This window comes from Emticicia sp. GW821-FHT11C11 (assembly GCF_058808615.1).
Map to the genome: position 1 here is coordinate 1,207,751 of NZ_JBXARV010000002.1, position 18,423 is coordinate 1,226,173.

Genomic DNA, 18,423 nt, shown 5'->3' on the forward strand with positions numbered 1-18,423 from the left:
GTCTTAAACTTTATTAATTTTGATATAAAGTAGAAACCTTGCAAATATTAAGACTATGGCAAAGGCAAGAATAGAAATAATAGAGGCACTTCGCCGTACGGCCGATAAATTACAATCGGGCAGTCATTATATGTGGGGACACATGGGTAGTTGCAATTGCGGTAATCTGGCTCAGGAGATTACGCAAAAAAACAAAGCGCAAAAACATGCCTATGCCATGCAGGGTCGAGGTGACTGGAACGAGCAACTGAATGATTATTGCGGCGTAAGCGCCATGCCGATAGACCTGATTATTTTTGAAATGCTGACAGCCGGATTTTCTTTAGAAGACCTGAAGAATCTGGAGAAACTTTCGGATAAAGAGATTTTGTCGAGGTTACCTTTAGAAAAACGCTATTTGCGTCACAATGTTCGTGAAGATGTAATCGTTTATTTACTAGAGTGGGCAAATATGCTTGAAGAACAATTGTTGGAGACCATTAAACTGCCTGATTTTTTACAAGAAACAGCCTTAACACATGCGTAAAGCTTTTTTAACCCTTACCTTACTTATTTGTGCTTTTGCGGCATTTTCGCAGGAAGAAGAGCCTCAGGAAAAAGAGAAACCCGTATTTTTTGAACAACCCAAACCAATCTGGAAAGAAAAACTACGCTATGGCGGCAATTTATGGCTGGGTTTCTTTGGCGCTTTTTATATTGATGTGTCACCCATGGTTGGATACGAACTGGGCGAAAAAGGAACAGTTGCCGGATTGGGCGCTAACATTATCTATCAGGGTGTTTTTAATGGAAACGGAAATTTTGTTTATGGCCCCAAGCTTTTTGTAAGGCAGCAGGTATTCAGATCTGTTTTTCTTCATGCAGAGTATGAGATGATGAATGCCTACTCGAATCAGTTTTATTCCTTTAATCCGAATACACCGTATACCGACGTAAAAAAGAAATGGGAGGGCTCGCCGCTCATAGGCGCCGGTTTCTATCAGGGTCGTGGGGGTAACAGAGGGAGTTTTATCTCACTGATGTATAATCTCGGATACCCGAATCGTGGATTTGTCAGTCCGCAGGGATTAGGGGGGAACAACTCACCTATTGTTGTCCGCTTCGGATTTCTTCTTTGATATCTTTAGCTTTAGGTCTTTTTAACGCTTATTTTTGCGGCGTATAATTATAATTCTTCTCACTTGAAAAACGCCGAAAAATATTCTTTTGCCCTTGTTTCATCTATATTTTTAACGGTTGTGCCGTTGATATTCACCTCAATTATTACTGTTTGGGTAATTGGGCATGAGGCATCAATAGGAATCTATACTGCCCAAACATGGGCACTTATTACAGCACTTTGCTGTGTTTCCTGTGCATTGGCTATTACACCACCTACTTTTCTGGCATTGGTTTTTGGTTATTTTTTGGGTTGGGGAGCTATTGTACCTCTATTTGTCATGAATATGGCAGCAATTTTTTTGATAAATGCCATTGTACGTCAGCTGGATAAAGATCGGTTCAGAAATTATTTATCCGAGAACAAAAAAGTAAGGGAAATATTGGAGAACATTCAGCAGCAGGAGTTTAAAATTATCTTCTTTGCCAAGTTATCGCCGGTAATACCCTTTGTCTTAACTAATTTTGTATTTGCATTGTCGGGCGCTAAGCTCAGGAATATCTTGTTGGGAGGTTTTTTGGGAATGATTCCTCGGACACTATTGGCTGTCTGGACGGGGCTTCAAGCCAATGAAATCAGAAAGCTATTAGAGAACCCAAATGAGGGGAGTATGCAGAAGATACTATTGATTGTGTTATTAGTGGCGTCGGTAGCAGGTATATTTTATTTTCTTCAGCCACGCAAAAAGAAATCCGAATCTGTTAAGTAGCGTGTCAGAGCAAGCCCTGACACGCTTGTATATATCAGAACGATTTAGCAATATTTACAAACTCTCTCGATTTTAACGAAGCACCGCCTACCAGGCCACCGTCTACATCTGGGCAGGCAAATAGTTCTTCTGCATTTGCTCCGTTTACACTACCACCATAGAGAATGCTGATTTCTTCCGCTACTTCAGCACCGTATTTCGAAGCCAGATGGTCTCTCAACACTTTGTGCATTTCCTGCGCCTGATCGTTGCTGGCAGTTACGCCTGTTCCGATAGCCCAGATCGGTTCGTAAGCAATAACTACTTTCTTCAGATCATCAGCTGATAAATGGAAAAGACCATTGGTTAACTGACCTGACACGAAATCAAAGTGGATACCTTCGTTGCGTTGTTCAAGGGTTTCACCGCAGCAGAAAATGGGTGTTAATCCGGCTTCAAGGATGGCATTTACTTTCTCAGCAAGAAATGCATCAGACTCATTGAAATACTGACGACGTTCGCTGTGACCGATAATGATGTACTGCACACCTACTGATTGTAGCATAGGCACGGAAACCTCGCCGGTATAAGCTCCTGAAGCTTTTGGATAGCAGTTCTGAGCACCCAAAGCCACTTTAGAAGTATCAATCAGTTTTCCGAAAGTGCCTAAGTACGGAAACGGAACACAAACTACAATCTGCACGTTAGGGTTCACGATTTCGTCTTTAGCCATATTAACTACTTCTGATAAAAGGATTTGGCCTTCTTCAAAAGTTTTATTCATTTTCCAGTTGCCAGCGGCAATTTTTTTTCTCATATAATTATTGTCTTTGATTATTTGAATTGCGAAGATAACAGTTTTTCATGAAAAACTATAAGTACATTTCCATGGCTACATCTGCACGCTCATAGGGCGAAGAGAAGTTTTCAACCTTTGTGAAACCCAGCTTTTTGTAAAGATTTAAAGCAGGGCTAAGTTGTGAGTTTGTTTCCAGATACAATCTTTTAGCACCCAGTTCTTTGGCTTTCCTGATAGCGGCCAGCCCTATGGAGAAACCAATACCTAAACCTTTTGCGGCATCACTTACACCCATTTTGCAGAGCTCTAAACTGTTGCCGGGCATAGGTTTCAGGGCAGATGTTCCCAGGACTTCATCCCCCCAGCAAGCCAGTAACACAGCACCGCCGGTAGCCAGGAAATACTTTTCCGGGTTTTCCAGCGAGTCCAGATCTCCCTGTTCCACTTTAAAGTATCGGTTTATCCAGTTATAATTAATTTCCTTAAATGCCTGTTGATGCACTGGATTATTCATATCGAACTCAATGATTTTTACAACTAGCCCTTCGGCAATGCTAATGATGGTGTTTATCAATAAATCTAAATCTTCCTGTCGTGTACGATGATTAGTAATATTAGTACGAATGGCATATTTGCCGTGAAGCAGTGTGTAAGAGGGTGCTGCTATGCCTGATTCATGCAAACGCATCAGTATCTCTTTGTTTAGCTTGTTAAGCGCTTCTTCCGGATGCTGTCCGTCATTAAAACGGAAGCAGACAATATTCATGCTCACAGGTACCAGCAATTCTAAGTCTGGGGTATCCTTAACCTTTTGCGCCAGATACTCTGCCTGTTTAATATTCTGCTCTACCAACCGGGCATATTTTTGAACGCCATGTTCTTTCAAAGACATCCAGACTTTCAGGGCTTTGAAACTTCTCGATAGCTCAATACCATAGTTAGTTAGAGGTTCCGGTCCAGCAGCCAGCCCTCTTTCGTGCGCAGTCAGATAATTAGGTATAGACGAAAAAGCTTCCTTATGTAGCTTTTTATCTCTGATTAAAACACAGGCGGACTCGTAAGGCATGTGTAACCACTTATGGAAATCGAAAGCAAGGCTATCCGCTTTTTCAATGGTTTTCAGTTTCTCTGCAAACTGAGGTGTCAGTTTAGCTAAGGAGCCAAAGGCGCCATCCACATGAAACCATAGTCCAAACTCCTGGCATACATTGTAAAGTTCTTCCAGTGGGTCTATGGCTCCAGTATTCACCGTTCCGGCATTGCCTACCACGCAAAACGGCCTCAATCCGGCTTCCAAATCGGTTTTTATCGTGGCCACAAGTGCCGGAATATCAATCTGAAAGGCTTCGTTTACAGGTACTATGCGTGTTCTGGCGCTGCCAATCCCTAATACTTCGGTGGCCTTTATGACACAGATATGCGTTTCTGCTGAGCAATAAACGGTCAGTTTATCGTCAGTGCCATTCACGCGAATCTGTAAATCTTTGAGAGAATTACGTGCTACCGTAAGCGCAGTCAGGTTAGCCATAGTGGCACCGCTTACCAATAATCCACCTGCGTCTTCCGGAAATCCAAACATCTCTTTAGACCAACCAATTACCTGCTGCTCTACGTACATGGCAGCATGGTCACCAAGGGTAGTGTTAGGATTCATGCCAGAGGCCAGCATATCTGCCAACATTCCCAAAGGTGTGCCGTTCCCCTGCACCCATGAGAAAAAACGCGGGTGAATATTACCTTTGTTGTAGGGGAGTATATAAGACAGAAACTCCTTATAAATCTCTTCGACGGGCTGTCCTTGCTGAGGTAAAGAACGATTCAAAGCTTCTTTAACTTCAACGGTAGGTTGTTGCCAGACAGGGTTATTTCGTAAGCCACTCAGGTAATCGACCATATCGTCAATCATCCTGTGGCCCAATGCTCTTATTTCTTCCCAGTTTTCAGGGTCTAGTGTTTCTTCTTTCATCGGTAAATACTCCTGCTTCATTGCTTTGCTAATTGTTGTTCAAAAATAGAATATCAAGCTTAATTTATCAGTCTGTTTTTTGCTTTTTATGAAACATAGCAAGATTCGGGTGGGTTGGGATAAATCGTTTTAAGATTTTTGCCACAATAAACTCTAACGATATGTTAACAAATATTGAACAGCACATAAGAGACCTGGACTGGCAGAAGCATGCCGAAAGCCTCGATGAAAGAGGATTTGTCCAATTGCCAAAGGTTTTGACTGATGAAGCATGCAAACAGCTTGTTGAAGTGTATGACAACGCCTCTCTTTACCGAAGCATTATCAATATGAAGCGGTATCAGTTCGGTAGTGGTGAATATAAGTATTTCAAGTACCCTTTACCGGATGTAATTACTGAATTACGGCAATCGGTTTATCCGCATCTGGCTAAAGTGGCTAATGAATGGATGTTCAAACTGGGGATTAATAAAACCTTTCCCGGGGGTTTAGATGAGCTTTTGGCTCAATGTCACGAAACACGACAAACCAGGCCTACGCCGTTGATTCTCAAATACCAGGCCGGAGACTGGAATGCTTTGCATCAGGATTTGTATGGAGAAGTCTATTTTCCTTTTCAGATGGTGATATTCCTGACGCAGACCGGAGTTGATTATACCGGTGGCGAATTTGTGATGGTAGAGAACCGCCCTAGGATGCAATCGAAACCAATAGTATTACAACCTAACCGCGGAGAAGCAGTTATTTTTACCACCAATTTCAGACCGGTAGCCGGTGCAAGAGGCTATTACCGTACCACCATGCGGCATGGGGTAAGTGAGGTAAAAAGCGGAAAGCGGATTAATTTGGGAATTATCTTTCATGATGCGCAATGATACACCACAAAGATTTAGGCAATAGCCGTTTTGAAAGAGCCAGAGCCCTATGGATGAAAATAAGGATTGAGGAGGTGACTTTGGCAGGGAATAAAAAGCTGAAAATATACGGGAGGCTAGACTGCCGAGCAGGAAAAAGAATGAAGGTGGGAAACCGTGTGTTTTTTGAGAATGAAACAGAGGCGATTCAATTGAGTTATCGCCCCTGTGCGGTTTGTATGAGAAGAGAATACCTGCTGTGGAAAGGATGAGCCTGTGACACGGAATATCATTCCGTGATACGTTTAAACCCTACTCATCTCCCAACCGAGGATAGCCTTTTTTCGTGTAGTTCCCCAACGGTACCCTCCTATGCCTCCAACCTTTTGTAATACTCTATGGCAAGGAATAATATAGCCCAGGCGATTGCTCCCGATGGCTGTCCCTACGGCCCTATGCGCAGTAGGTTGGCCTATACTTTGGGCAATGGTATTATAACTGACCATTTGACCGAAAGGAATTTTTAATAAGGCCTCCCATACTTTTATCTGAAAATTGGTGCCTCTTAAAAGTAGCGTAACAGGCGTTTCTGCTTTTTCATTTTCGTAGAATATCTTCTCAATAAATGGTGCAGTAAAGGCACTGTCGAATATAAAATCGGCATTGGCAAAATCGGCCTTGATTTCTGCAATGACGGCGTCTTGACTCTCCACTTCAAGAAAGCGTAAATCCGTAATGCCTCTACCGGTTACGGCAATCAGACATTCGCCAAAAGGAGTATCATGGATTCCGTAATGAATGATAAGGCCTTCGCCTCTGGCTTTAAATTCGGCGGGAGTCATGGCCTCATAAGTGACGAATAAGTCATGCAGACGACTGGTGCTTGACAGTCCCGATTCGAAAGTAGCATCCAGCAGGTTCTCGCTTTGTGTCAGTTTTTCTTTGGCAAATTCTTTGGTAAGAAAGCGCATAAAACGCTGCGGGCTTGTACCCGCCCATTTACTGAATAGCCGGTTAAAATGAAATTCAGATAAGGCTACATGGTCGGCAATTTCTTTCAGGCTGGGTTGATGCTGAAAGTTTTCTTCAATGTAATGAATTGCCTTCTCTATACGGTTATAATCTATTATGTCCTGGTTTTCTAAAGTTTCCATCTGCATTTGCTTGTTTGATAGGTCAAAATTACGATGGTTCGGTTACCCTGGCAATCTGAATATTGCTGAATTAATTACGCCAGTCCCATAGCACCACCCGCCAGATTTCATTCAGTTCGGTATCATGAAAATCCTTGATATTCTGAAATCCGATGCGCGTGTGTGCTTTTTGCGAGCGGATATTTCTGGAAGAAATATCTGTGATACACATATCAAATCTGCCCGATAATTCTTCACGCAGTTTTTGGTACATACCATCAAAAAGCCCAATACTTCGGTAACCTTCACCTACACACACCTGCCCCATTACTATATAGTTAAATTTGCTTAAGGGTTTTTCTTCAAATTCGATCAGATCAATGGTATCAAACAAACTTCTGATTTCCGGCACATCGTTTCTGAACTGAGGCAGCATGGCCAGACAGTAACCTACAACCAGTTCTCCGTCTTTGGCAATCACGCTGGGTTGTGCCTCATTCATGGCTTTTAGAACGTCGAAGTCATGTTCAACGGTTACAAAGCCCTGGCTGGCTATCTGCTCAGGTGTAAGATTCTTTTTAAGATTTTTCTGTTGAAGTGCCAGAATGCCTCTTACATCGGCTTCGGTTTTTACGGTGGTAATGACAGGTGCCTGCATATCTTTAATTGAAAGCCGCAAATAAATAAAAAAGCTAAAAAGTAGCTATCTTTGATGTACATTTATTGAACATTATTCAACCTTTACTTATGATGAATTTCAGAAAACTATTTCTTTCCGGATTGTCTTTACTTCTTCTGACATCGTTCAGTAGCCATGCGCAAACCAACGATTATTACCTGTTGGTAGGCACATACACCAACAAGGGAAGCGAGGGCATGTATGTGTATAAATTTAATACCCAGACCGGAGATTTCACTCCTGTGAGCGTGGTTAAAGGAATTAAGAATCCTACGTTTCTGGATGTAGCCCCGAATCAGAAATTTGTTTATGCCGTAGGTGAAACGGAAGACGGTTCGGTAAACGCTTATAGCTTTAATAACAAAACCGGCGAATTGACCAAACTAAACACGCAATCGGCAGGCGGCTCGGGGCCATGCCATATATCAGTAGATAAAACCGGTAAATGGGCTTTGGTGGGCAACTATGGCGGAGGCAGTCTGAGTATATTGCCAATTGAAAAGGATGGCTCATTGGGGGCACCCACACAAACCATTAAGCATGAAGGTAAGGGTGTAAATGCCAGCCGTCAGGAAAAGCCACATGTGCATTCGGTAAACATTGCCCCTAACAACACAGATATTTTTGTGCCTGATCTGGGCATAGATAAAATTGTAACGTATCAGCTAGACACCAAAACCGGGCATCTGAATCCGGGGAATCCTCCGGCTACCAAAACGGCCGATGGAGCAGGGCCGCGCCATTTTACGTTTCATCCTAATGGCAAATGGGCCTATGTAATTCAGGAACTGAATGCCACAGTAACAGCCTATAATTACGGCAAAGGGGCTTTGCAGGAAATCCAGACCATTTCGACCCTGCCTCCTGACTATAATGGCAGAAACTCATGTGCGGATATTCACATTTCAGCGGATGGTAAGTTTCTGTATGGATCCAATCGCTTTTATGATCATCTGGTGATTTACGGTATCGACCAAAAAACAGGTAAACTTACCTACATTACCAATCAGTCTGTTCAGGGCAAAACACCGCGTAACTTTATGATTGACCCAACAGGCAAATGGGTATTAGTGGCCAATCAGGATAGCGACAATATTGTATTGTTTAAAAGAGATGCCCAAACCGGAACACTGACACCAACAGGTAAGGAAGTGAAAGTATCTATGCCGGTTTGTTTAAAGATGATAAAGGCAGAGAAGTAAAACGAAAGAGGGCCGCCATATGGCGGCCCTCTTTCGTTTTAAAGAAATATCCTCACATTTCCACCCACCTGCCAGTTTCGTGTCGGAGCAGGGTTGAAGAACCGGTTACCCACAGGGTTTAAGTCATTGCCCAGACTGTATAACTTATCCAGCAGGTTATCCCCCCCTACATAAATATTAAAGGCTAAAGGCTTAAATGTTTTCTGATAACCTACCCGGGCATTGAGCAACCAATAACTGTTGGCATAAACTGTATTGGCATCGTTCACAGGTAGACGGTCGGTGAAATTAATGGTTGAGTTCAGATAAAAACCAGGCCGACTGGTGATATCAATACCTGACACCCAGACATGCCGGGGTACACCCGTCAGACTTTTGCCTGACAAATCGGTCTGTACCTGTTTATAGTTTTTAAACTGATAGTCGGCCAATGTAAAGCTGGTAAAGAGCCGTACTTCCTGAATAGATCTGGTCTCAGTATTTTTTACCAACCAGCCATTGAGGAGCACTTCGAGTCCGTTTTGTTGCGTACCTCCGGCATTAGTAAAGTATTCAGTACCAGCTTCGTTTACACGCCTTACAATGGTATTCTGTAGTCGGAAAGAGTAAGCCGTAACATCGAATGATAACCGTTGGTTCAACAGGCTCCCTCTGGTACCTATTTCGTAGTTGGTGCCTTTCTCAGAAGCCAGCGTTGGCACAAAAGTAGTGTTCTGGTACCCGGCTGTAAATTCACTTACCAATGGTGGAGAAAACCCACTGCTGACACTGGCAAATACCGCCATTTTATCCTTTATTTTTTTCAGTAAAGCTATTCTTGGTAGAAATGCTGACGGAAGGAAGTCATCAATCGGCTTGATATTGGGTACATCAGAAAGCCGTGTGAAGTTGTATTTCACACGGTTATAACTGGCACCGATAGTCAGAATAAAGTCTTGCGGCAGGTCGGTTTCCAGTTGCGTAAATAAAAAATAACTTATGGCACCCACGTTATCATTGGTTTGCAGGGTATCTATTTTACCTCCTCTGTTACCAAAATTGCGAATCACCCAGTCTGATTTCTGAAACTCCCCTCCGGCAGAAAGGCGATTAGACAAGTTTCCGGTCTTGAATGCATAGGTGGTACGGGTACGCCCGCCAAAAGTTTGCTCATTCCGGATTTCATAATTCGTAATAAACGGATTTCTCAGTTCGGTTATGGTTCCGTACAATGCCGTTACATTGGTCCAGTGTTCGTTGAAACGGTATTCCTGCGAAACCCCCAGATTAAACACTTTCTGGTAAATTCCTGCCTTTTGCTGAATAGGCCCGGGAATAGTAGGCGTAGCCTGACGAGCCAGGCGAGGGTTTAAGTCCATCTGAGCTTGCGTAAGTCCTCCGGGTGTCTGATAAAACATATCAGAGTACAAGGCAGATACATTGAATGTTCTATGAGCAGAAGCAAAGAAATTGGAACGCCAGCTCAGCACATCTCTTACAGTTGCGCTATTTTCACGATACCCATCTGCTTGCGTATGTGCGTAACTCAATACTGAGTTAATTTTCTCTGAAGCCAGATTCCACGATATGGCCCTGTTTTGCAATCCGTAGCTTCCCCAGCCTAAGGTGGTATTAATATAGCTGCTTGGCTTTTCTTTTGAACTCTGCTGGGCCTCGGCTTTATTGGCTCCCAGCAATATAACACCGCCGGTTCCAGCACCATAGATGCTTCCCGCAGGGCCTTTGATAACCTCAATATTGCCGACGGTATTCATGTCGATGGCATTCAGAAAGGTGTTGCCGTTGCCATCAGTCAGGGGTATGTCGTTCCAGTAAACCTTCACGTTACGAACACCAAATGGCGAACGGATAGAACTACCACGTATAGAAAGACGGTAGCTGCCGGGAGAACGCTCTTCCATACGCACACCGGGTAAGGTGTTGAAAACAGGTACAAGCGTTGTGTTCTGAAATCGTTCAATATCTTTAATGGTCAGTACCCCCACAGAAGCCGCTGTTTCGGTGAGTTTTCTTTCGGTTTCGAAGCCTCGTACAATCACTTCGCTCAATTGTCTGGTAGCAATGGTGCTGTCAGTTTCCTGTGCCAATGCAAAGAAAGGAGTGATAAAAATGAGCGTAATAAGAATCGTAGAACGTTTCAATTTCATTGTATGATAATTTTAGATAGCTGCTGAATTAATATAATTTTAGTTTCCTGAAACTGAATAAGCACCGGTGTGGTTTAACGCAATCAAATTTAACCCCATCTCATCAGCCTGATGTTTTAGTTTTTCTGCAAGATAAGGCTTATTCGAACCGTCTACAATTATCAGATCAGGTTGAAAATCAGTAAAAGAAAGTGCTAAGTCTTTTACGGCGTTGTTTGACAGTAAAACGTAATGGGCTTTGCCTTTTAATCTGGCTTTAAAAGATTTTTGAATCCAAACGATTTTTTTGCCGTCAAACTCAATAAATGCCATACTCTGGTTATTTACATAATGAGCGATATTTAACAGATTCTTGTTTGAGATCCCCATCTTGTCATAATAGTTTTTCAGATGAAAGCCGTAAACCTTACTATTGACTATAACATTTGAATCGGCCATAAAGGTTGCCGATTTACCATCTATTATACTGATGCCTGCCTGTCTGGGCAAATAATGAAAAGTCAATTCCTTCTGCCGGTTTTGCCGGAAATCTTCATAAATATTGACTAATGCCAGCATAACGAACAACCCTGATGCAACGCGCAGATATTTCAGTTCTGAATAACGGAAAAAGGCAATGGTTAAACCCAAAGCAATATACCAGACCAATAGTTCAGTGACAGAGATAGAAAAGCCTTTCAGACTTGATAGAGGCAGTTTTTGAAAAGCAAAAACGGATTCATTTAACGCGTAACATGAATACTTTAGAATGAAAGCAAAAATATCTGAAACCCATGGAATGTAAGCACAAAACAATAGCAGCAAACCAGCCGGAAGTATACTAAAAGATAAAAGGGCCACAAACGGATTGGCAATGAGAAAATAAGTCGGAAACTGATGAAAGTAATAAATGCTCAGCGGGGTAGTAAACAACTGGGCTGCAAAGCAGATAACGGTTCCTTCCCACATTATCCGAATTAACGGATTGGTAGGATTAACGAGTTCATTCAGATAAGGATACAGATATACAATACCTATAATAGCCAGATAGGACAACTGAAAGCCGATATCAACCAGCCAGTATGGGTTCCACGCCAGAAGCACTAAAGCCGAAACCGCCAGTATATTGTAAATGTTATGAGACCGATTAATTGTTGTGCCAATGAGCAAAAAAGAAAAAGTAACCGTTGCCCGAAGTACAGTTGAAGATAAGCCTGTGAAAACAGCATAAGTCCACAGAATACTTAACACAACAATGAGAAACCACCAGGGGCCATATTTCCCTTTTTTCTTCAACCAACTAAAAGCTAATCCGATTACCCAGAATAGGATTCCTACATGCATACCTGAAACCGACAACACATGAATGGCTCCTGACGCTGAATAGGCACTGAGCAAATCTTCGTCAATATCATCTCTTATACCTACAATCATGGCATTTGCAATGGCATATTCCCGAGGTTTTTGTAGCTGTGCTTTAAATACGCTATCGGCATATAAGTTTGCTTGAAGCGCTATTGCGAATAGCGTGGAGGGTGGTTTATTGCCCAATCGCTGGTAGTCCTTATCCTTTAAAAATTGCTGTGCGTAAATACCTTTGTTGGCCAGATATTGTTTGTAATCAAATTCTTCCGGATTTTTGGGTGGGTCAATTTCCTGCGGTGATCCTTTTATTAAAAAAACAGCTCCATAGGTCGGTTTAAGTTCTTCTTTGCTGAAATAAAGCAATACTTTTCCCGAGGCATTTTTCCATTTATCCCCCGATTTAACAGCTTGTATCGCTGATTCTACCCCGAAAGTCTTTGCTTTTACTGCTGCATTTGAAGTAATTACCGCCCGATAATACGTGAAGCCCTCCTGATTGGTAAAATGTTGCGGATGGTTGATAACCGTTTTATGATAGGTCAACAACCAACCGGAAAGGAAGAATAATAAACAAGCAAGCCCACCCCTGAGTACGGCCTGACGGCCATAAACAGCCCCCAGAAGACCCAGCAGCAGGGCAATGCCTAAATAATAAAAAGTTGTATGGAAATAGTTAGTCTGTAAATACGCAAGTATTCCTGCAATGAAACACAGCAAGTATCTGATTACAGGAAATGCGTTGAATTTCATTTGCTTGCCAGTAATTTTTCGTATAACCAGTTCATTACCGTCTCATTTTCTTCCGGGAAAGTCCAATGGCCGGTTTCCTGATATAGCTTCAAGGTTTTAGCTGAGTTTATCACATTATAAACCGCCCACATAGACGTTGGCGGACAGGTTTCATCATTAAAGCCCATCGAATAGAAGCAAGGCACATTCAACTGTTTGGCAAAGTTTACTACGTCATAGTAGGCTGCCGTCTTAATCTTCGCTTCTGTGTGGTTATGCACATTGTTTTTGTCGAAAATATGAGGCCAACCACCGGCGCGACCTTTCAGATAACCCACCATATCAGACAAAGCAGGATAGATAGGTGCCGACCATTTAACACGAGGGTCAAGCCCTGCTGTAACAATAGATAAAGCGCCACCCTGGCTTCCACCTGTAACTGCCAGATTCTTTCCGTCATATTGCGGCAGACTTACCAGAAAATCGTTGGCTCGCACACAACCCAGATACACGCGCTTGAAATAGTATAAATCGCGGTTGTCGAGATTATAAGTCCAGTAGGCATTCAAAGGGCCGATTCCAAGGTTGGCATATACATAAGGCTCCATTGTGACCGGAACGCCGTGTATACCGATTTCAAGCGTTATAATACCCTTTTCTGCCGTTTTTACATCACCGCCATATGGCCTCACTCCAGCGCCCGGCACCCGGAGCAGGGCAGGATATTTGCCTTCTTTTTTCGGAACACACAAAATACCGTAAAGGCGAACGGTACCGGACTCACGATAATTCTGCAGGCTTACATGATATACATTTACGGTTTCTGTACAACGCTCGGGTAGGAGGGTCATCTGTGCATCGATAGGTACTTTGGCCAGATCTGCTTTGGCTTTGTCCCAGAACTGTACAAAGTCGGTGGGTAATTCAACGGCGGGCTGAATTTTCTCAGGCTCAAAGGCAGCCGTAGCCAGATTCCGGTATTCTTTACCATCTACCTTGGCAATAACAGTACATCTTAAAAAGCCCGGAGTGTTCATAGTACCACCATCCAGTTTTATCACCCCGTCTTTCAGAATTGTGCTGTCTTTTTTGGTTTCAAATTTCTCAGGGCCAATCTGATAAACAATCTTGACATTTTTAAGAGGGTTACCGTACTTCAGAACGGTTACTGAAAACTTAACGGGGGCTCCCAGTTTGTAAGTCCAGTCTTCGTGTTCAGGGGCCACAATTACCTTAATAAGCCGTTCGGCTGGTTGCGCAAATACCAGGCTGGCCATAAGACAAAGACCCAGTGTAAGAAAGTTTTTTTTCATGTTGAATAGAGGTTGGATAATGCAGGTTATTTATATTTTTTCAATAGGATAGGTCTTACTACTGTTGTCCACTGCGCATAGCCTTTTGGTGTCATGTGCAGGCTGTCTTTAATAAAGTACTCACCATTTGCTTTTCCATTCGGGCCATACATTACCGGCCTGATATCAACAAAAGTGAAATTTTTGTGCTTGTCTATATAAGACTTAATGAGGGCATCGGCGGTAGTGGTGAGCGCCCATTTATCCTTCCTCGAGATGGAGGGTTTCATCGAAATGTAATACACTTTGGTTTTGGGCAGTTTATTCTGAATCAGCGTGGCCAGTTCTGCAAAGGCATCAAACACTTGCTCCGGAGATTTCTCCTTGCCAGAAAACAAATCGTTTTCACAATACAGAACCAGCATTTTAGGTTTGTAAGGCACAATCATGCGGTCGGCATAATGAGTCATTTCGGGGAAAGTAGACCCACCGAATCCATGATTAATAACGGGTAGCGGAGCAAAGTCTTCTTTCAGGGTTCTCCAGAGACGTATACTCGAGCTTCCGTAAAAAACAATTTGCCCTTGTAATTTATCCAACCCGATTTCAGCGTCAGCTTTTTCATAGGCTTCTATTTCTTTTTCAGATCGGTTAACCGCATAGTTGAGGGTAAAATTTTCGGCTATTGGCTTGTGCGTTAAGGTTTTTTGGCAGGCAATAGAAAGGGCAATCAGGGAAATAATTAATAGTAAGGGTTTTTTGTTCATAGTCTCGTAGATTATTTTTACGAAAGTATCGAAAAATGAAAAATCTATTGCTAAAAAACTGAAAAATTAGGCGAAATGCCCGATACAATAGACATCCGAATCTTTCAATGCAGATACTTGTTATTTATATCAGTTTCTTAGATTTTCGTTGAAGAATGAATTATATCTTTGTATCATCTTTAAAAGGTTTTGAAAATAAGTGTTTATGGAAGAAATAGTAATCCCTCAGCGGAAAACCCGCCAATTTATAGGAGAAGAATTTTTGTTGGCTTCGTGGGCAGAAGTGCAGCCCTTATATGAGAATCTGGTGAATCGCCCCATTGCTAATGTTCAGGATTTACGCCGGTGGTTTATCGACCGCAGCGAGCTGGAATCGTATCTGTCCGAAAACATGGCCTGGCGGTATATAAAAATGACCTGCGATACTGCCAGCGAAGATAACCAGAAAAGCTATCAGTTTTTTGTGGAAGAAATCCAACCGCAGCTATCGGCATATAATGACCAACTGAATAAAAAAGCGCTGGAAAGCCCGTATCTGAGCGCATTGGAAGACAAAGGCTTCGATATCACCATTCGTGGTATGAAAAAAGCCGTAGAGATTTTCCGCGAAGAGAATATTCCGCTCGAAACACAGATACAAACTAAACAGGCTGAATACCAATCGGTTGTTGGTGCTATGACCGTGACCATCAACGGACAGGAAATGACCCTACCAAAGGCCGGAGATTTGTTGCAATCACCAGACAGAGCAGTAAGAGAAAATGCCTGGACTAAAATTTCAGAGAGGCGTTATCAGGATCACGAACAACTGGACGGCCTTTTCAATGAATTAAGAGACCTGCGCCACCAGATTGCTACGAATGCAGGCTTTAGTAATTTTCGTGATTACATGTTTGCCGCCATGGGGCGTTTTGATTATACCCCGCAGGATTGCTTTAATTTCCACGAAGCAGTAGCTGAAACCGTTGTGCCATTGGTAGACAAGATGGCGAAAGAGAGGAAAGAAAAGCTGAAAGTAGATGAATTACGCCCCTGGGATTTGAAAGTAGATGTAGACGGAAAACCAGCTTTAAAACCGTTTTCAGACGGAGAAAGTCTTTTAGACAAAACGATTCAGTGTTTTAATCAGATAGATGCCCGATTGGCTAATTACATTCGCATTATGCGCACCATGGGGCATTTTGATGTTGAGTCGCGTGTGGGTAAAGCGCCCGGCGGATACAACTATCCTTTAGAAGAAATCGGGGTGCCCTTTATTTTCATGAATGCCACTTCCAGCCTGAGAGACGTAGTAACCATGGTGCACGAGGGAGGCCACGCCATTCACTCCTTCGAAATCAGAGATTTACCTTTGAACACCTTCCGTAGTACGCCATCAGAAGTAGCTGAGCTGGCTTCGATGTCGATGGAGTTGATTTCTATGGAACACTGGGGAGCTTTTTTTGATAACGAAGAAGACCTGAAACGTGCCAAAATGGAACATCTGGAAGACATTCTGGAAGTGTTGCCGTGGATAGCCACTATAGATAAATTCCAACACTGGATTTACGAGAACCCAACCCATAGCATTGAAGAACGACAGGAAGCATGGTTGAAGATATTTGAGTTGTTTTCAGATTCTGTTACGAACTGGAAAGGCTTTGAGCGTTTCAAAAAATACGTATGGCAAAGACAATTGCACGTATTTGAGGTACCGTTCTATTACATCGAATACGGTATGGCGCAGCTGGGTGCCATCAGTGTATGGCGTAATTATAAACAAGACAGTGCAAAAGGATTAGAGGGATATCTGAACGCATTACGCCTGGGTTACACCGCACCGATAGGTAAAATTTATGAAGCTGCCAACGTGAAGTTCGACTTCTCGAAAGAATACATTGCCGAGCTGATGGCCTTCGTAGAAAGTGAATTAGAGCAATTGAGATAATCAGACTATAAAAAGAAAGCCGACTGCAAGGTCGGCTTCTTCATTCTTTATAGGATACAAGGATTATTACACAACCTGTTTTTCAAGGTTAAATAAGTCGTTCAATACATCAATCAGTGTTTCGGCTTCTCCACGTTTACAAGCAGCTTTTAATTGCAATACCGGTAGTTTAATAACCTTCTGCATCATGCTTGCCGTAATTTTTTCCATTTTCTCTGCTTCCTCTGCCGACAATTCTTTTACAAAACGGGCCATTTCTTCTTTTCTGATTTGCTCCAATGCCCCTTTCAATTTCTGAATGGTTGGTGAAACAATCATTTCCTGCGACCAGTTGTTGAATTCTCCCAGCGCCTCTTCAATAATACCTTTTACCTCTGGTATAGCATCTAAGCGGCGTTGTAAAGCTTCATTGGCTCGACGTTGAATTTCGTCTAAGTCATACAACACAATGCCGGTTAATTCTTCTACCTCAGGTGCAATGCTGCGTGGTACCGAAAGGTCAATCAGGTATTTAACGGCAAGCGTTTTGTTGTTAAGCGTGTTGGCTGTAATTAAAGGCTCTTCAACCCGCACTGACGAAATCACGATATCAGACTCTAATATCTGTTCATGAACCGTACTAAAGTCAGACACTTTAAAACCTAATTCCTGTGCCAGCGCTGCAGCTTTGGCGGCAGTGCGGTTAGTAATGGTTATATTCTGATAATTTTTATCTGCCAGGGTTCTGCATACATCTTCACCTATTTCACCTGAGCCTATTACCAGAATCTTCGGATTTGAAAGCAGTGGTAAGAAACTCTCCAGTACCTCAACCGTAGCATAAGAAGTAGAAGCGGCTCCGTCTCTGAATGCCGTTTCCTGAACTACCCTTTTGTTGGTAAAGAAAATGGTATGCAGTAAACGATGCAGGAACGGTCCGGCCATTTGCACATCGGCAGACCATTGATAGGCGTGTTTTACCTGATTCGGTATTTGCAGGTCACCCACTACCTGAGATTGTAAACCCAAAGCCACTTCAAACAGATAATTGACAGCCTCATTGTGATTGTTGATAAAATCAAAATAAGGAAGAATTTCGTTCGAGTTCAGAACTTTTAAGCTTGCCAGCAGGCGTATAATATCTTCGCTAATGTTATTCTCGGCGTAGTAATAAATCTCGGTGCGGTTGCAGGTAGACAGCACAAGTGTTTCGGAAACATCAAATGTTTCGCGTATTTTAAGCATTAAATTCTTACATTCCTCTTCATTAAGTGCAATTTGCTCTCTTATATTCAGAGAGGCATTTTTATGAGAAATGGATATTGCTTTAAAGTGTCCGTACATGTCATTCAATAAATTCTCTGCAAATTTACGGTCAGAAAACAATTTGATTGTTATGAAATGTTATGATTTTTGTCAGTTTTTGTAATTTAGAAAGGTTCTAAACTTCAGGTTGCATTTTATGGTTTTTCAACTAAGAAAAATACAAAAGAAGAATTAGTAAAAAACTGTCAGTATTTAGTAACGAAAATTACCGGTAAACAATTCAAATCATTAGGAAGAATCTTTTAATAGGGGCTTCTGAGTGTCCGGCAGAGGATTAATGGACAACTACTTTGTTTTTTTCGGCTTATAAGTTTACCCCAGGTTAATCAGAAAAACAACCCGAGTATTTCATGTTGAGGCGCATCAGATGCAATACAAATGCGGTCTTGACTAATCAATTCGAATCTTTATCTTTGTTGTAATATCAGAAGA

At 42.3% G+C, this 18,423-nt stretch carries 16 protein-coding genes; 7 read left to right on the plus strand and 9 right to left on the minus strand.

Annotated elements, in window-relative coordinates:
• Positions 1-55 precede the first annotated feature (55 nt).
• The 3 genes from AC1RRY_RS14995 (at position 56) to AC1RRY_RS15005 (ending at position 1,868) form a co-directional block, all read left to right on the plus strand.
• Positions 56-526 (plus strand): hypothetical protein, encoded by a 471-nt coding sequence (locus AC1RRY_RS14995; RefSeq protein ID WP_492819383.1) that lies wholly within the window; start codon positions 56-58, stop codon positions 524-526.
• Positions 519-1,118, plus strand: a complete 600-nt coding sequence (locus AC1RRY_RS15000; protein WP_492819381.1) for a hypothetical protein — start codon at positions 519-521, stop codon at positions 1,116-1,118. Before AC1RRY_RS14995 ends, AC1RRY_RS15000 begins: the two co-directional genes overlap by 8 nt.
• A 63-nt stretch (positions 1,119-1,181) precedes the next feature.
• Complete coding sequence (locus AC1RRY_RS15005; protein WP_492819379.1) at positions 1,182-1,868, plus strand: TVP38/TMEM64 family protein; 687 nt, start codon at positions 1,182-1,184, stop codon at positions 1,866-1,868.
• Between the two features lie 34 nt (positions 1,869-1,902).
• Here AC1RRY_RS15005 and tpiA read toward each other — a convergent pair whose 3' ends face one another.
• On the minus strand, positions 1,903-2,664 hold the full coding sequence (tpiA, locus tag AC1RRY_RS15010; protein WP_492819377.1) for a triose-phosphate isomerase: 762 nt from the start codon (positions 2,662-2,664) through the stop codon (positions 1,903-1,905).
• Positions 2,665-2,719: 55 nt separating this feature from the next.
• On the minus strand, positions 2,720-4,633 hold the full coding sequence (locus AC1RRY_RS15015) for a GNAT family N-acetyltransferase (protein ID WP_492819375.1): 1,914 nt from the start codon (positions 4,631-4,633) through the stop codon (positions 2,720-2,722).
• A gap of 140 nt (positions 4,634-4,773) precedes the next feature.
• Here AC1RRY_RS15015 and AC1RRY_RS15020 point away from each other — a divergent pair, with 140 nt between their 5' ends.
• Positions 4,774-5,487: a 2OG-Fe(II) oxygenase gene (locus AC1RRY_RS15020; protein ID WP_492819373.1), complete on the plus strand. Its 714-nt coding sequence runs from the start codon at positions 4,774-4,776 to the stop codon at positions 5,485-5,487.
• Positions 5,484-5,738 carry an Ada metal-binding domain-containing protein gene (locus AC1RRY_RS15025; RefSeq protein WP_492819371.1) on the plus strand — a complete coding sequence of 85 codons (255 nt, stop codon included), beginning with the start codon at positions 5,484-5,486 and terminating at the stop codon, positions 5,736-5,738. The genes AC1RRY_RS15020 and AC1RRY_RS15025 overlap by 4 nt, the downstream gene beginning before the upstream one ends.
• A gap of 33 nt (positions 5,739-5,771) precedes the next feature.
• Here AC1RRY_RS15025 and AC1RRY_RS15030 read toward each other — a convergent pair whose 3' ends face one another.
• Both AC1RRY_RS15030 and AC1RRY_RS15035 read right to left on the minus strand, forming a co-directional pair.
• The gene (locus AC1RRY_RS15030; protein WP_492819369.1) at positions 5,772-6,620 is read right to left on the minus strand and encodes a bifunctional transcriptional activator/DNA repair enzyme AdaA; all 849 of its coding nucleotides are present in this window, start codon (positions 6,618-6,620) and stop codon (positions 5,772-5,774) included.
• Between the two features lie 70 nt (positions 6,621-6,690).
• Positions 6,691-7,257: a GNAT family N-acetyltransferase gene (locus tag AC1RRY_RS15035; protein ID WP_492819367.1), complete on the minus strand. Its 567-nt coding sequence runs from the start codon at positions 7,255-7,257 to the stop codon at positions 6,691-6,693.
• An 89-nt stretch (positions 7,258-7,346) separates the two neighbouring features.
• Between AC1RRY_RS15035 and AC1RRY_RS15040 the strand changes: the two genes are divergently transcribed.
• Positions 7,347-8,480 carry a lactonase family protein gene (locus AC1RRY_RS15040; RefSeq protein WP_492819365.1) on the plus strand — a complete coding sequence of 378 codons (1,134 nt, stop codon included), beginning with the start codon at positions 7,347-7,349 and terminating at the stop codon, positions 8,478-8,480.
• 38 nt (positions 8,481-8,518) lie between these two features.
• Here the strand turns inward: AC1RRY_RS15040 and AC1RRY_RS15045 are convergent, their stop codons facing one another.
• The 4 genes from AC1RRY_RS15045 to AC1RRY_RS15060 are packed head-to-tail and all read right to left on the minus strand — an operon-like array spanning position 8,519 to position 14,759.
• A complete protein-coding gene (locus tag AC1RRY_RS15045; RefSeq protein ID WP_492819363.1) occupies positions 8,519-10,627 on the minus strand; it encodes a TonB-dependent receptor in 2,109 nt (702 codons plus the stop codon).
• 39 nt (positions 10,628-10,666) lie between these two features.
• Positions 10,667-12,721, minus strand: a complete 2,055-nt coding sequence (locus tag AC1RRY_RS15050) for a ComEC/Rec2 family competence protein (RefSeq protein ID WP_492819361.1) — start codon at positions 12,719-12,721, stop codon at positions 10,667-10,669.
• Positions 12,718-14,013 carry an acetylxylan esterase gene (locus AC1RRY_RS15055; RefSeq protein ID WP_492819359.1) on the minus strand — a complete coding sequence of 432 codons (1,296 nt, stop codon included), beginning with the start codon at positions 14,011-14,013 and terminating at the stop codon, positions 12,718-12,720. Before AC1RRY_RS15055 ends, AC1RRY_RS15050 begins: the two co-directional genes overlap by 4 nt.
• A gap of 26 nt (positions 14,014-14,039) precedes the next feature.
• On the minus strand, positions 14,040-14,759 hold the full coding sequence (locus AC1RRY_RS15060; protein WP_492819357.1) for a GDSL-type esterase/lipase family protein: 720 nt from the start codon (positions 14,757-14,759) through the stop codon (positions 14,040-14,042).
• A 205-nt stretch (positions 14,760-14,964) separates the two neighbouring features.
• On the opposite strand from AC1RRY_RS15060, the gene AC1RRY_RS15065 reads away from it, so the two are divergent.
• Positions 14,965-16,686, plus strand: coding sequence for a M3 family oligoendopeptidase (locus AC1RRY_RS15065; protein WP_492819355.1), 1,722 nt, complete (start codon positions 14,965-14,967; stop codon positions 16,684-16,686).
• Positions 16,687-16,752: 66 nt separating this feature from the next.
• On the opposite strand, the gene hemA is transcribed toward AC1RRY_RS15065, so the two are convergent.
• Entirely contained in the window at positions 16,753-18,009 is a 1,257-nt protein-coding gene (gene hemA / locus AC1RRY_RS15070) for a glutamyl-tRNA reductase (protein ID WP_492819353.1), read from the minus strand.
• Between the last annotated feature and the right edge of the window lie 414 nt (positions 18,010-18,423).